This is a genomic window from Nocardioides sp. (genome assembly GCF_036267815.1).
Lineage (GTDB): Bacteria > Actinomycetota > Actinomycetes > Propionibacteriales > Nocardioidaceae > Nocardioides.
Map to the genome: position 1 here is coordinate 29,098 of NZ_DATAVI010000036.1, position 12,783 is coordinate 41,880.

Consider the following 12,783-nt stretch of genomic DNA (forward strand, 5'->3'; position numbering starts at 1 on the left):
GAGCGCATGCGACCGATGCTCGCGACCCGCGGCACGCACGTGCCGGAGGGCGATGCGTGGCAGCACGAGGTCAAGTGGGACGGCATGCGCGTGCTGGTCGACGTCCACGCGGGGGCCGCGCGGCTCTTCAGCCGCAACGAGAACGACGCGACCGTGTCGTTCCCCGAGCTGGCCGAGCTGCCGCTCGACGACGCGCTCCTCGACGGCGAGGTCGTGACGTTCGCCGACGGGCTGCCCAGCTTCGCGGCCCTGGCCGAGCGGATGCACGTCTCCCGCGCGGACCGGGCCAGGCACCTCGCCGAGCGCATCCCAGCCACCCTGCTCGTCTTCGACGTGCTGCGAGCCGACGGACGCGAGCTCGTCGACCAGCCGCTGAGCGTCCGGCGACAGCTGCTGGAGGAGCTCGACCTCAACCACGACCGCTGGCAGACCCCCCCGGTGTACGGCGACGGGCAGATGCTCTTCGACGCGACGTACCAGCAGTCCCTGGAGGGGGTCGTCAGCAAGCGCGTCACCTCCCGGTATCGACCCGGTCAGCGCAGCGCCGACTGGCTGAAGTTCGCCCATCGGCGCCGTGAGTCCTTCGTCGTGGGCGGCTGGCGGCTCGAGACGGACTCCCGCGACCGGCTCGGCGCGGTGCTCGTGGGCCAGCCCGGCGCGAGCGGGCTCCTCTACCGCGGCCGGGTCGGCAGCGGCATCGCCGGCCGCAAGGCGGCCGTGCTGCGCGAGGTGCTCGACGGGCTGGCGCGCGACAGCACGCCGTTCGCCGACGAGGTGCCGCGGCTCGACGCGTTGGGTACGACGTGGGTGGAGCCGGTCCTCGTGGTCGACGTCGAGTCGCTCGGACCGTCGGCACAGGGCCGGATCCGGCAGCCGTCGTACGTCGGCACGCGCGCCGACCTGGCCCCGGAGGACCTGTCGTGAGCAAGGCGATCGCCCTGGGGAGTGCCCTCGCGGTGGCACTGGCCGGCGCGCTCGCGGTCGCCGGGCCGGCCCGGGCGGTGTCCGGGCACGTGCGCCTCGGCGGCGTCCGGGTCGCCCTCCACGAGCACACCCGACAGGTGGTGACGGTCGACCACACCCGCGGCTACCACGCCCACATCGGCTTCTGGGTGCTCCGCGACGGCCGGTGGCAGCGGCTGTACGACGTGCGCGACGGCCGGATCGGGTACGGCGGACTGGCCGCACCTCATCGACGTCATCAGGGCAGCGGCACGACTCCGCTGGGGACGGTGCGGCTGGTCTCGTCGTTCGGGCGTCACCCGCGGGGTGCGTCGTGGGACCTGCCCTACCGCCGGATCCGTGCCGGGGACTACTGGGTGGAGGACAACGGGTCTCGGTACTACAACCGCTACCGCACCAAGGCCCAGGGCGGCTTCCGCTGGTGGCTGCCCGCGAGCAGCGTGAACAGCTCCGAGCGGCTCCTGGACTACCCCGTGCAGTACGAGTACTCCATCGTCACCGGCTACAACCACGCGCAGGTCCGCCATCGCGGCGCCGGGATCTTCCTGCACGTCAACGGGAGCGGGGCCACGGCCGGCTGCGTCAGCGCTCCTCGGGGCTTCCTGACGAGGCTGATGCGACGTCTGGACCCCGACCGCGTGCCGGTGATGGCGGTGGGGCGATGACGCCCCCCGGTGGCGAGGAGGTGCGGGTCGACGTCGAGGGCCGCACCCTCAAGCTCTCGAACCTCGGCAAGGTCCTCTACCCCAGCACCGGGACGACCAAGGGTGAGGTGCTCAACTACTACGCGCAGGTCTCGCCGGTGCTGCTGCCCCTGCTCCACGACCGGCCGGTCACCCGGGTGCGCTGGCCGCACGGCGTCGAGAGGAACCGCTTCTTCGAGAAGAACGCCCCGGCCGGCACGCCGAGCTGGGTGCGCACCGTCGACGTCCCGACCACGGGCTCGCGCGGCGAGAGCCGGCATGGCGACCGGCTGCTCTTCCCGATCATCGACGACCTCGCCACGCTGACCTGGGCCGCCAACCTCGCGGCGCTCGAGCTGCACGTGCACCAGTGGACGGTGGACAGGCAGGGCAGGCCGCGGGGTGCGGACCGGATCGTCATCGACCTCGACCCCGGGGAGGGTGCCGGCCTCCACGAATGCTGCCGGGTCGCCCTCCTGGTCCGCGACAAGCTGGCCGACCGCAGGCTCGAGCTGCGGCCCGTGACCAGCGGGAGCAAGGGCCTGCACCTGTACGCCGTGCTGCCGAGGCGGCAGGACTCCGAGAAGACCTCGCAGACCGCCAGGGAGGTCGCCGAGGAGCTCCAGGGCGAGCATCCCCGGCTGGTCACCGCGACGATGACCAAGGCGCGACGCTCGGGCAAGGTCTTCTTGGACTGGTCGCAGAACGCCGGCTCCAAGACCACCGTGTCGCCGTACTCGCTGCGCGGCGTCGATCGTCCGCTGGTCGCGACGCCGGTGACCTGGGACGAGGTGTCGGAGGGCGCCGAGGACCCGCTCGGGCTCGAGCAGTTCGGCTACGACGAGGTGCTGGCGCGGGTCTCGGGGCTCGGCGACCTCTTCACGACCTGATCGGGAGCGCGCCGGGCCGTCTCGTTGCGATTCCGTGCATCTTCTGTGACTCCCTTGTTGCCGCCGGTTTCGTAGGTTTGACGTGCCCGGTCCAGCGAGATCCAACGTCTCAGGATCGGAGGCCGCCGACCGCCGGGGGGTGGGGTCGGCAGAGCCCGTGGAACCGCCCGTAGTCCCCGCTGCGGGCGGAACCACGCAGCCCGGACGGCTGCCGCCGACTCGATCGGAGACCTATGCTCCGAACGTGCCGCAACGTGTGCTTCTCGTGGAGGACGAGCCGGACATCGCCTCCCCGTTGATGCAGACGCTGGAGCGGGAGGGCTACCTCGTCGACCACGCTCCGACCGGACGCGATGCGATCGCCTCGGTCGGGCGACGCGAGCACGACGTGGTCGTCCTCGACCTGGGCCTGCCGGACATGGACGGCCTGGAGGTCTGCCGCCGGCTGCGCGCGTCAGGCTACGCAGGCGCCGTCTTGATGCTCACCGCCCGCGCGCAGGAGATCGACCGCGTCGTCGGGCTCGACGCCGGAGCCGACGACTACCTCGTCAAGCCGTTCGGGCTCGCCGAGCTGCTCGCCCGGCTGCGCGCGCTGCTGCGGCGCACGTCGACCGAAGCCTCCCGGCGGGCGGAGGGCCGGCGGCTCGAGATCGACCTGGCCGCGCACCGCGTCCACGTGGGTGGCCGCGAGGTGGCGCTGACGGGCAAGGAGTTCGACCTGCTCGCCGTGCTGGCTGCGCATCGCGACCGGGTCGTGTCTCGGGCGCAGCTGATGTCCGAGGTATGGAGCGAGGGCTGGTACGGATCGACCAAGACCCTCGACGTGACCATCGGCCGCCTCCGGCAGAAGCTGGAGAAGGCCAGCCCGGCCGATCGCGTCGTCACCGTGCGCGGTGTCGGGTTCCGGCTGGAGAGCTGAGCCTCCGCCGACCGATGCGCCGGGGCGCGCCCCTACTCCGTCGCGTGCTCGGGCAGGTCTGGCCGCGTGTGGTAGTCGCTGGCCTCGCTGACCCACCACGCCTCCGAGGTCCTCAGGTCGGTCGGCGGATCGAGCGTCCCCGCGCAGATCGACCAGCGCTCGGGCTCGTCGGCGGCCTGCCAGAACATGCTCGAGCCGCAGTCCGCGCAGAAGCCGTAGGCCGCGTGCTCGTCGGGGTAAAACCAGCCGACATCGCCGGTGACCTCGATGTCGCCGACCGCCGCCGAGGTTGCGGCCATGTGGTGCCCGGTCCACCGGCGGCACCGATGGCAGTGGCAGTTGATGACGTCGCGCAGCGGCCCGGTCACCACGAACGCGACGCCCCCGCACAGGCAGCGGCCCGGGTGTGCGTCCTCGACGTCTGTCACCCCGGCATCATGACCGCTCCGGTCCCACCTCGCAGCCGTGGATCCATGCCCTCGGCCGAGTACCAGCGTTTCTTGCCCTCCATGGGCCTACGCCGACAGTTGCTGTGAACTACTTGTGACCATCTCTAAATGCCCATCTAAGGTCACTTGGGCGGGCCACCGCGGACCGCCTTGCTTCTCGGGAGGCTCCTGTCGTGAACGCTCCGAGACGATCTGCGATCGTCACCGTCCTGCTCTGCTGCACGTCCGGCCTCACGGCCGCGAACGCCGTCCCGGCTGGGGCGACCGACGACTCCGGGGTCCCCCTGTTCATCGGTCGACTCCTCCAGGACGACGGCAGCCCGGCAGCGGGGGTGAGCGTCACCGCCTCGCTGCTGGACTTCTCGGGAGCGACCCCGGACGCGGCCGCTGTCACCACGACGACGGTGAGCCAAGCGGTCACCGACGACGGCGGCTACGTCGAGCTCATCGCGCCGAGCATCGACTACGACGACGCCTACCAGGTGTCGGCCGTCGTGGACGGCCAGGAGGTCGTGGACGACTTCAGCCCCACCCCGCCGGACAGCGGCGCGACGAACGGCCGCTCCACGCTGGGATCGGCTCCCACCGTCGCGGTGATCAAGGCAGGGAAAGGAGTGCTGACCACCCGATCCGGTGCGCCCCGCCGAGTCGGAGCCGACGCACCGAAGGCCCTGGCTCAGCCAGGCTTCGCCGGCGACGACGACGACAGCTACGAGCTGCCACCCGACGGCTACCAGCAGGACCCGGTCGACGACGGCGCTGACACGGGAGGCACCACGCAGCCGCCGGCCGGACTCACCGAGGTGGCGCCGGACAACGGGACGGCTCCCACGAAGTGCGTCGCCGGTCCGCAGTGGTCACACATCAGCGGTGTCCACAAGTTTCGGAACCTCCCCGTCCGAGGAGTTCTGACGGCCTCGCACTCGAGCCAGGCCTACACCTACCAGACCTCGAACGAGACGAGGGCCGGCGGAGCGCTCGACGCCGCCGGGGAGACGTCTGCACTCTCGCTCATGCACGGCACGGGCGACACCTGGAGTCAGACGATCACCTGGCCGAGGACGAAGCTCGGCAACGACACGACCTGGGCGCTCTTCGTGCAGTGGGACTTCGAGAAGTGGCAGGCGTGGTGCCCCTGGACAGGAGGCCGTGTGGTCAAGATGAACGTGACCGCTTGGTGGCCTTGGGAAGTCGCCGGCGGCAGCTCCCACAAGGCCACACCGATGGCCGTCGCCTGCAACTACCGCCACACGGTGGACGGGAAGACGACGCTCACCGATGCCCACACCGAGAGCTGGAGTGGCTGGTTCTCGATCCTCGGCGTGAGCCTCGACACCGCCACTACGCAAGGCACGAAGACGGCAGTCACGATCGTCCCCGACAACACCCTGGCGGGGAACAACGAGAAGGACCCCTCGTACTGTTCCACCGGCTCCACGATTCACACGTCGGCCTGGTTCCGGGAGGACTCATGAGCGGCCGACTCCGCCGAGCGGCTCTCACGCTGCTGCTGTTGCCGACAGCGGCGTGCGGTGGGCCCCTCGGGGTATTCCATCGCGGACCGATCGAAGGCGGACCGATCGAAGGCGGACCGATGGCGGATCTCCCGGGAAGGGAGATGTGGGGAGTCGTCGCCAAGCCCGGCTACACGTTCACCGATGGCGACGAGGTCCTCAACCTGCGCGGTCGCGACCCCGCCACGATCGTGTCTGTCGAGAGCTTGGGTGGGTCCAAGGCTTTCCAGTTCTTGGGCGCCAAGGTCGTCGGCCCGAAGCGGTTCTTCACCACGATCCAGAGGATCGACCGATGGCCACCGAAGCACATCAGGGGCGCACGCCGGATCATGGATGCGGTGGGCCAGACCGTCACCCCGCAGCACACCAACTGGCATCGGCAGCCCTATGAGCTTCTGTTGGGCTATCGCGTCATAGCCGACACGTACGACGTTCGCACCGGCGTCCGCGTGGTCTACCGCGTCGATGGCAAGACCTTCCAGGTCACCTGGCCGGACCTGTTGGTCGCCTGCTCCACGTCTCAGAGGTTCAACAAGTGCGAGGACCATGCCTGGGCCACCACCTGAGCGCGGTGCGCCGAGGGACCGACTGCTGCTGGATCCCCGGGCCTCGACGCGAGACCCCTCCTGCCCGCCACCATCCCTGCGTGGTGAAAGGGCGATAGAGGGCCAGGGTCTGTGGGGCTGGCAGACAGGTTCTCCACAGTTCGCAGATCGGGTCTTCCGGAGGGTGAGGGCGCGGTCCTAGGTTTCGGCGGGTCAGGTCTCTTTTCTCGGGGGGATCCGCTGTGTCGGTCGTTGACGTGGATAGCCATGCCCAGCTGGTCGAGTCGCTCGACGAGCTGGTGCGTGAGGCCGTGCGCCGTGAGGGGGTCGACCCTCAGCGCGAGGGCGTGGTCGTGCGTCGGCTGGCGGAGTCAGTGGTGCGCGCTCACGACCAGCGCAGCCTGACCGGGGTGGTCGCCCCGGTCGGCGACGTGGAGTCGATGGTGGGCGAGCTGGTGGCTCGGGTCGCGGGGTTCGGTCCGCTCCAGCCGTTCTTGGACGACCCGGCGGTGGAGGAGATCTGGATCAACGACCCGACGCGGGTGTTCGTGGCGCGGCGGGGTCGGCACGAGCTGACCAACCTGATGCTGACGGCAGCCCAGGTGCGTGAGCTGGTCGAGCGGATGCTGAAGTCGTCGGGACGGCGGATCGACGTGTCGCGGCCGTTCGTCGACGCCGTGCTGCCGGAGGGGCATCGGCTGCACGTGGTGCTGGAGGGGATCAGCCGGGGGTGGACGGCGGTCAACATCCGCAAGTTCGTGCTCAGTGCCGCGCGGCTGGGTGAGCTGGTCGAGCTCGGGTCGCTGACGTCGGCTGCGGCGGCGTTCCTGGAGGCCTCGGTGCGCGCGGGGCTCAACGTCCTGGTCGCCGGCGGCACCCAGGCGGGGAAGACGACCATGCTCAACTGCCTGGCCGCCTCGATCCCCGGGGGCGAGCGGGTGGTCAGCGCCGAGGAGGTCTTCGAGCTCCGCTTCCCCCATCCCGACTGGGTGGCGATGCAGACCCGGCAGTCCGGGCTGGAGGGGACCGGGGAGATCCGGCTGCGCGACCTGGTCAAGGAGAGCCTGCGGATGCGGCCGAGCCGGATCATCGTCGGCGAGGTCCGGGCCGAGGAGTGCCTGGACCTGCTGCTCGCGCTGAACGCCGGTGTGCCCGGGATGTGCACGCTCCACGCCAACTCCGCCCGCGAGGCGCTGGTGAAGATGTGCACCCTGCCCCTGCTCGCCGGGGAGAACGTCTCGGCCCGGTTCGTCGTGCCGACCGTGGCGGCCAGCGTCGACCTGGTGGTCCACGTGGGCATCGACCATCACGGCGTACGCCGGGTGAACGAGATCGTGGGCGTGCCCGGCCGGGTCGAGTACGACGTGATCGAGGTCGAGCCGATCTTCGAGCGGCGTTCTGGCGAGCTACGGCGTGCCGCGGGCATGCCACCCCGAGCCGCGAGCTTCGAGCAGGTCGGTATCGACGTCCATGCCCTGCTGGAAGGGGTCGGCTGATGGGGGCCCTGCTCGGCCTCGGCCTTGGTGTCGGTCTCATGCTGGTGTGGTCGGCGTTCGCCGTGCCACGACGGCCGCGGCGCGGGAGCAGCCACCGGCCGCGGGTCGCGCAGCTCCTCGCACGCGCGGGGATGTCGCAGGTCTCGGTCTCGTCGTTCGCCACGTTGTGCGGGCTCCTGGCCACGGCGGTGACGCTCCTGGTGGAGGTGAGCACCAGCACCCCTCCGGTCGCGGTGCTCTTCGGGGCGATGGCCGGCTACCTCCCGGTGCTCGTCGTCGGCAGCCGGGCGCGACGACGCCAGCGAAGCTTCGCCGAGGTCTGGCCCGAGGCGGTCGACAACCTCACCAGCGCCGTGCGAGCGGGGATGTCGCTCTCCGACGCGCTCGGAGGGCTGTGCGAGCGCGGGCCGGAGCCGCTGCGCGCCTCGTTCGGTGCCTTCGCCCTCGACTACCAGGTGACCGGCCGGTTCGAGGAGTGCCTGGACCGGCTCAAGGATCGGCTCTCCGATCCCGTCGGCGATCGGGTCGTGGAGGGCCTACGCGTGGCCCGGGAGGTCGGCGGCGGCGAGCTCGGGCGCCTGCTCCGCCACCTCTCGGGCTACCTCCGCGACGAGGCGCGCACCCGCTCGGAGCTGGAGGCCAGACAGGCCTGGGCCGTGAACGGCGCGCGGGTGGCCGTTGCCGCGCCCTGGCTGGTGCTGCTGATGATGAGCTTCCAGCCCAGCGTGATCCGGCGGTACGGGTCGCCGGCCGGTGCGCTCGTGCTCGTGGTCGCGGCGGCGACCTGCGGCGCCGCCTACCGCCTGATGATGCGCATCGGGCGGCTGCCCGTCGAGCGCCGGATCATGTCATGACGCTGTTGTTCCCGGGCGGCCTGATCGGTGCCGCGGCGGGCCTCGGCACGGTGCTCGTTCTGGCCCGTCTGCGCCGGATCAACCGCCCGAGCCTCGAGCTGCGGGTGCTGCCCTATCTGCGCGACGTTCCCCGGCTCGCTCGTCCCGCGCTGGCCGACGAGGCCACCTCGTCACCGATGGCTGCCGCAGCGGGGGTGTTCGGTCCGGCACTGCGCGCCGCCGCAGCCGCCGTCGAGCGTGTCCTTGGCGGTGCGTCGTCGGTCCGCCGTCGCCTGGGCCGGGCTGGGCTCGACAAGTCGGTGCACGACTTCCGCGTCGAGCAGGTGCTGTGGGGCCTGGGTGGCTTCGCGCTCGTCGCGGCCTACTGCCTGCTCACCTCGCTGGGAGGTCACGGCGACACCGTGTCCTCGCTGCTCCTGTGCGCGACGGGGCTCGCCACCGGCGTCCTGGCCCGCGACACCCATCTCAGCTCGCAGGTCTCCGCCCGCGAACGCAAGCTGGTCGCGGAGTTCCCGGTCCTCGCCGAGCTGCTCGCGCTCGCCGTCGCGGCCGGCGAGAGCCCGGTGGCGGCGCTGGACCGCGTCGTACGCCGCAGCGGTGGCGAGCTGTCCCGCGACCTCGCCGTCGTCCTCGCCGCAGTCCGTACGGGGACTCCGGTCGGCGAGGCGTTCGACCGGCTCGCGGCGAGCACCGGCGTCCCCTCGGTGGCCCGCTTCGCCCAGGGCGTCGCCGTCGCCGTGGAGCGCGGGACGCCGCTCGCGGAGGTGCTCCACGCGCAGGCGGCCGACGTCCGTGAGGCCGGCCGGCGCGAGCTGATCGAGGTGGCCGCTCGGCGCGAGATCTTCATGATGGTCCCGGTCGTCTTCCTGATCCTCCCGGTCACCGTCCTGATCGCCTTCTGGCCCGGCGTCATCGGGCTGCACATGACGACTCCGTGAAGTCCACGGAGCCCGCCCATCACGAGGAGGATGCGATGAACCCCACTACTCGACGTGCGCTCGAGCTGGTCCTGCGGTGCGCGCCGACGACACGTCGACGCGACCAGCGCGGCGACGTGCCCGGCTGGGTGCTCGTCACGGTGATGACCGCCGGGCTCGTCGGCGCGCTCTATGCCCTGGCGAAGCCGCAGCTGTCCGACATGCTCTCCGCGGCGCTCAACAGCGTGCACTGAGCGATGCCCGGAGTCCCCGGCCGAGCCAGCCGAGCCGGCCGACGTCGCCGACAACGCGGCTCCGCGGTCGTCGACTTCGTGCTGGTGCTCGTCGTGCTGGTGCCGGTCTTCCTCGGTGTCCTCCAGGTGGCCCTCGTGCTGTTCGTCCGCAACACCGTCACGGCGGCGGCGGCGGAGGGGGCACGGTACGCCGCCACCGTCGGCCGCGATCCCGCTGACGGGGTCGCGCGGACCCGGAGCCAGATCGGCGGCGTCCTGGCGGGGCGCTATGCGCACGAGATCTCCGCGCACCGGGTCACCATCGGCGGTGCGCCCGCGGTCGAGGTGACGGTCCACGTCGTCGTCCCCGCCCTGGGCCTGGGCGGTCCCGGTGTGTCGCTGGTGCTCTCCGGGCACGCGATCGAGGAGCAGCCGTGACTCCCCACTCCGACGAGCAGGGCGACGAGCGGGGGAGCGCGGTGGTCGAGCTGGTCTGGCTGGGGATCCTGCTCGTGCTCCCCGTGCTGTGGATCGTGATGTCGGTCTTCGACGTGCAGCGCGGCGCCTTCGGGGTCTCCGCGGCGGCGCGAGCGGCGGCGCGTGCCTACGCCCTCGCGCCCGACGACACGACAGGCCTCGCCCGGGCGCAGACCGCGGCGACGCTGGCGCTCGACGACCAGGGCGTCCACGACGTGACACCCGACGTGACGGTGGCCTGCACGCCGGACCCCGCCGACTGCCATCAGGGGAGGTCGGTGATCACCGTGTCGGTGCGCTCGCGAGTCGTCCTCCCGCTGATGCCGAGCGCCTTGGGTGGCGGTCGTCCGAGCTTCGCTCTCTCAGCGACCCAGACGGTGCCGATCGGCCAGTTCCGCGAGGTCGACGATGGCTGACGGAGGGTCCGACGAGCGCGGCACGGCGATGCTGCTGATCGTCGGCTTCGCGGTGGTCCTCCTCATCATGGCCGCCGTGGTCACCGACGCCTCGGCGGCGTACCTCCGGCGACAAGGTCTGGACACGCTCGCCGACGGTGCGGCCCTGACGGCCGCGGACGCCGGCGCGTCCGGCGCCGATGCGTACGGCGACGGGCTCGGCGCCGATCTGCACCTCGACCCCGGCCTCGCCCGGGCGGCCGTCGTGGAGTACCTACGGCGTGTGGGTGCGGATCGTCGCTATCCCGGCCTCACCGCACAGGTCGAGGTCGACGCCGCGACGCAGACCGTCAGGGTCCTCGTCCACGCACCCGTCCGCCTGCCTGTCCCTATCCCGGGCGGCCCGTCCCGCACGACCGTGGGCGCCACCGGAGCGGCGAGCGTCGGCGTCGACCACCGCTGACCAAGAGAAGACGGTGTTGGACGATCGTCCAATAACGCGGACGGCACGTCGCGACGCCGTGCTGACCGCGGTGGTCGCCGCCACCCGTCAGGCCGAGGCGCCCTGGTAGGTCCGCCGGTAGGCCGTGGGCGTCACGCCGAGGCCTTGGGAGAAGTGGAGGCGGAGGTTGGCGCCGGATCCCAGGCCGCTCAGGCCGGCGATCTGCTCGACCGAGAGGTCGGTGGTCTCCAGCAGTCGCCGGGCCTCGTCGAGGCGCTGGGCCGCGAGCCAGCGCAGCGGAGTGGTGCCGGTCTCGGCCAGGAAGCGACGGGCGAACGTACGACGCGCCCAGCCCGCATGCCGGGCCATGCCGTCGACGGTCAGGGGGTCGGCGAGGTGGGCGACCATCCACTCGCAGGTGCTGGCCAGACCGTCGCCCGCGGCGGCGAGCGGCCGGGTGAGGAACTGCGCCTGCCCGCCGTCGCGGTACGGCGCGACCACCATCGCGCGGGCCAGGCCGGCCGCCACCGCGGCGCCGTGGTCCTGGCGGACGACGTGGATGCAGAGGTCGATCCCCGCGGCCAGCCCGGCACTGGTCAGGATCTGGCCGGTGTCGACGAACAGGACGTCGGGGTCGACGTCCACCGCGGGGTACGACGCGGCCAGCTCGGCCGCCGCGGCCCAGTGGGTCGCAGCGCCCCGGCCGTCGAGGAGGCCGGCGCCCGCCAACGCGAACGCGCCGGTGCAGACCGACATCAGCCGGGCACCCCGGTCGGCTGCCGCGCGCAGGGCCTCGCACACCTCGTCGGCGGGGCAGTCGTTCGGGACGTAGCCCGGCACGACGACCGTGTCGGCCTCCGCCAGCGCCTCCAGGCCGCGGGTCACCTGGACGGAGAATCCCGTCGTCGTCGGGACCGGGCCCGGCTGCGGCCCGCACACCTCGAAGGAGTACGGCGCGGGCTCGGCCCAGCGTCCGAACACCTGCGAGGGGATCGACAGGTCGAAGGCCACGACGTCGGGGAGGGCCAGCGCCACCACGCGGTGCATGACGGCGATCCTGGCACACCGGGAGGCCGCATCCTCACGGATAGTGGCATTCTGGCCACTCGCGGGCGTCGACCCGTTGTCGGAGGCTGGACCGCATGACCACCGATCCGATCTCGCCTCCCGGTCCCGACGAGCCGCACCACCTCGGCATCCTGCTGTTCGACGGCGTCGAGGAGCTGGACGCCGTCGGACCCTGGGAGGTGCTCGCGTGGTGGACGCGGTCCTACCCCGAGGACGGCTACACCGCCTCCACCTTCTCCGCCGACGGCGGGGCCGTGACCTGCGCCAAGGGGCTCGTCGTCCAGCCGCACCACGCCCGGGCCGACCTCCCGCAGCTGGCCGTGCTGCTGCATCCCGGCGGCGACACCCGGGCCCTGAGCGACGATCCGGACCACCTGGCGTGGCTGCGTGGGCAGCGGGGGAGCGTCCCCTTGCTGACCAGCGTCTGCACCGGCTCCCTGGTCTATGCCAAGGCCGGGCTGCTGCGCGACCGACCGGCCACGACGTACTGGGGCGCCCTGGACGGCCTGACCGAGAACGACCCGACGATCGAGGTCCGGCCCGATGCTCGCTGGGTCGACGACGGTGACGTCATCACCGCCGCCGGCGTGAGCGCCGGCATCGACATGGCGCTGCACCTCGTCGTCCGGCTGGCGGGGCAGGACCGGGCCCGCCAGGTCCGCCGCGGCATCCAGTACGACCCCGAGCCGCCCGTCTGACCAGGCTCAGACCTCGACGACCGTCTGGTCCACGGTGACCCCGTGGTCGTCGACGATCGTGGTGGTGGCCAGCATCTGCCGGTCGTCGGCCAGGACGAACTCGACGCTCACGACGGCCCCGAGACGAACCAGGTCCCAGATGCGCTCATAGGTGTCATCCCCGTGAACCTGAACGACCCTGCGGTGCTTGCCCGCCATCCGACTCTCCTCCGGGTGGTGTGCCTCATGACAGCTCAACAG

17 protein-coding genes are annotated in these 12,783 nt (G+C 71.8%); 14 read left to right on the plus strand and 3 right to left on the minus strand.

What is annotated here, in order from left to right; translation table 11 throughout:
- Nucleotides 1–6: 6 nt before the first annotated feature.
- From ligD (VHW64_RS06755) to VHW64_RS06770, 4 genes are all read left to right on the plus strand, one after another.
- Nucleotides 7–924 (plus strand): non-homologous end-joining DNA ligase, encoded by a 918-nt coding sequence (ligD, locus tag VHW64_RS06755; RefSeq protein ID WP_329649757.1) that lies wholly within the window; start codon nt 7–9, stop codon nt 922–924.
- Nucleotides 921–1,628, plus strand: a complete 708-nt coding sequence (locus tag VHW64_RS06760) for a hypothetical protein (RefSeq protein ID WP_329649758.1) — start codon at nt 921–923, stop codon at nt 1,626–1,628. The genes ligD (VHW64_RS06755) and VHW64_RS06760 overlap by 4 nt, the downstream gene beginning before the upstream one ends.
- A complete protein-coding gene (gene ligD / locus VHW64_RS06765; RefSeq protein WP_329649759.1) occupies nt 1,625–2,536 on the plus strand; it encodes a non-homologous end-joining DNA ligase in 912 nt (303 codons plus the stop codon). Before VHW64_RS06760 ends, ligD (VHW64_RS06765) begins: the two co-directional genes overlap by 4 nt.
- 244 nt (nt 2,537–2,780) lie before the next feature.
- Nucleotides 2,781–3,455: a response regulator transcription factor gene (locus tag VHW64_RS06770; protein WP_329649760.1), complete on the plus strand. Its 675-nt coding sequence runs from the start codon at nt 2,781–2,783 to the stop codon at nt 3,453–3,455.
- 32 nt (nt 3,456–3,487) lie between these two features.
- Here VHW64_RS06770 and VHW64_RS06775 read toward each other — a convergent pair whose 3' ends face one another.
- The gene (locus tag VHW64_RS06775) at nt 3,488–3,883 is read right to left on the minus strand and encodes a GFA family protein (RefSeq protein ID WP_329649761.1); all 396 of its coding nucleotides are present in this window, start codon (nt 3,881–3,883) and stop codon (nt 3,488–3,490) included.
- A 194-nt stretch (nt 3,884–4,077) separates the two neighbouring features.
- Here VHW64_RS06775 and VHW64_RS06780 point away from each other — a divergent pair, with 194 nt between their 5' ends.
- From VHW64_RS06780 to VHW64_RS06820, 9 genes are all read left to right on the plus strand, one after another.
- Entirely contained in the window at nt 4,078–5,379 is a 1,302-nt protein-coding gene (locus tag VHW64_RS06780) for a hypothetical protein (RefSeq protein ID WP_329649762.1), read from the plus strand.
- Nucleotides 5,380–5,498: 119 nt separating this feature from the next.
- Nucleotides 5,499–5,984: a hypothetical protein gene (locus tag VHW64_RS06785; RefSeq protein WP_329649763.1), complete on the plus strand. Its 486-nt coding sequence runs from the start codon at nt 5,499–5,501 to the stop codon at nt 5,982–5,984.
- Between the two features lie 236 nt (nt 5,985–6,220).
- Nucleotides 6,221–7,459: a CpaF family protein gene (locus tag VHW64_RS06790; RefSeq protein ID WP_329649764.1), complete on the plus strand. Its 1,239-nt coding sequence runs from the start codon at nt 6,221–6,223 to the stop codon at nt 7,457–7,459.
- Nucleotides 7,459–8,313, plus strand: a complete 855-nt coding sequence (locus VHW64_RS06795) for a type II secretion system F family protein (protein ID WP_329649765.1) — start codon at nt 7,459–7,461, stop codon at nt 8,311–8,313. The genes VHW64_RS06790 and VHW64_RS06795 overlap by 1 nt, the downstream gene beginning before the upstream one ends.
- Complete coding sequence (locus VHW64_RS06800) at nt 8,310–9,251, plus strand: type II secretion system F family protein (protein ID WP_329649766.1); 942 nt, start codon at nt 8,310–8,312, stop codon at nt 9,249–9,251. Before VHW64_RS06795 ends, VHW64_RS06800 begins: the two co-directional genes overlap by 4 nt.
- A gap of 35 nt (nt 9,252–9,286) precedes the next feature.
- Nucleotides 9,287–9,484, plus strand: a complete 198-nt coding sequence (locus VHW64_RS06805; RefSeq protein ID WP_329649767.1) for a hypothetical protein — start codon at nt 9,287–9,289, stop codon at nt 9,482–9,484.
- 3 nt (nt 9,485–9,487) lie between these two features.
- Nucleotides 9,488–9,901 carry a TadE/TadG family type IV pilus assembly protein gene (locus tag VHW64_RS06810; protein ID WP_329649768.1) on the plus strand — a complete coding sequence of 138 codons (414 nt, stop codon included), beginning with the start codon at nt 9,488–9,490 and terminating at the stop codon, nt 9,899–9,901.
- Nucleotides 9,898–10,356, plus strand: coding sequence for a hypothetical protein (locus VHW64_RS06815; protein ID WP_329649769.1), 459 nt, complete (start codon nt 9,898–9,900; stop codon nt 10,354–10,356). The genes VHW64_RS06810 and VHW64_RS06815 overlap by 4 nt, the downstream gene beginning before the upstream one ends.
- Nucleotides 10,349–10,798 carry a pilus assembly protein TadG-related protein gene (locus tag VHW64_RS06820; RefSeq protein WP_329649770.1) on the plus strand — a complete coding sequence of 150 codons (450 nt, stop codon included), beginning with the start codon at nt 10,349–10,351 and terminating at the stop codon, nt 10,796–10,798. The genes VHW64_RS06815 and VHW64_RS06820 overlap by 8 nt, the downstream gene beginning before the upstream one ends.
- An 87-nt stretch (nt 10,799–10,885) precedes the next feature.
- On the opposite strand, the gene VHW64_RS06825 is transcribed toward VHW64_RS06820, so the two are convergent.
- Nucleotides 10,886–11,824 carry a GlxA family transcriptional regulator gene (locus VHW64_RS06825; protein WP_329649771.1) on the minus strand — a complete coding sequence of 313 codons (939 nt, stop codon included), beginning with the start codon at nt 11,822–11,824 and terminating at the stop codon, nt 10,886–10,888.
- A 95-nt stretch (nt 11,825–11,919) separates the two neighbouring features.
- On the opposite strand from VHW64_RS06825, the gene VHW64_RS06830 reads away from it, so the two are divergent.
- Nucleotides 11,920–12,543, plus strand: a complete 624-nt coding sequence (locus tag VHW64_RS06830) for a DJ-1/PfpI family protein (RefSeq protein ID WP_329649772.1) — start codon at nt 11,920–11,922, stop codon at nt 12,541–12,543.
- Nucleotides 12,544–12,549: 6 nt separating this feature from the next.
- On the opposite strand, the gene VHW64_RS06835 is transcribed toward VHW64_RS06830, so the two are convergent.
- Nucleotides 12,550–12,741 (minus strand): hypothetical protein, encoded by a 192-nt coding sequence (locus tag VHW64_RS06835; RefSeq protein ID WP_329649773.1) that lies wholly within the window; start codon nt 12,739–12,741, stop codon nt 12,550–12,552.
- Nucleotides 12,742–12,783: the final 42 nt, after the last annotated feature.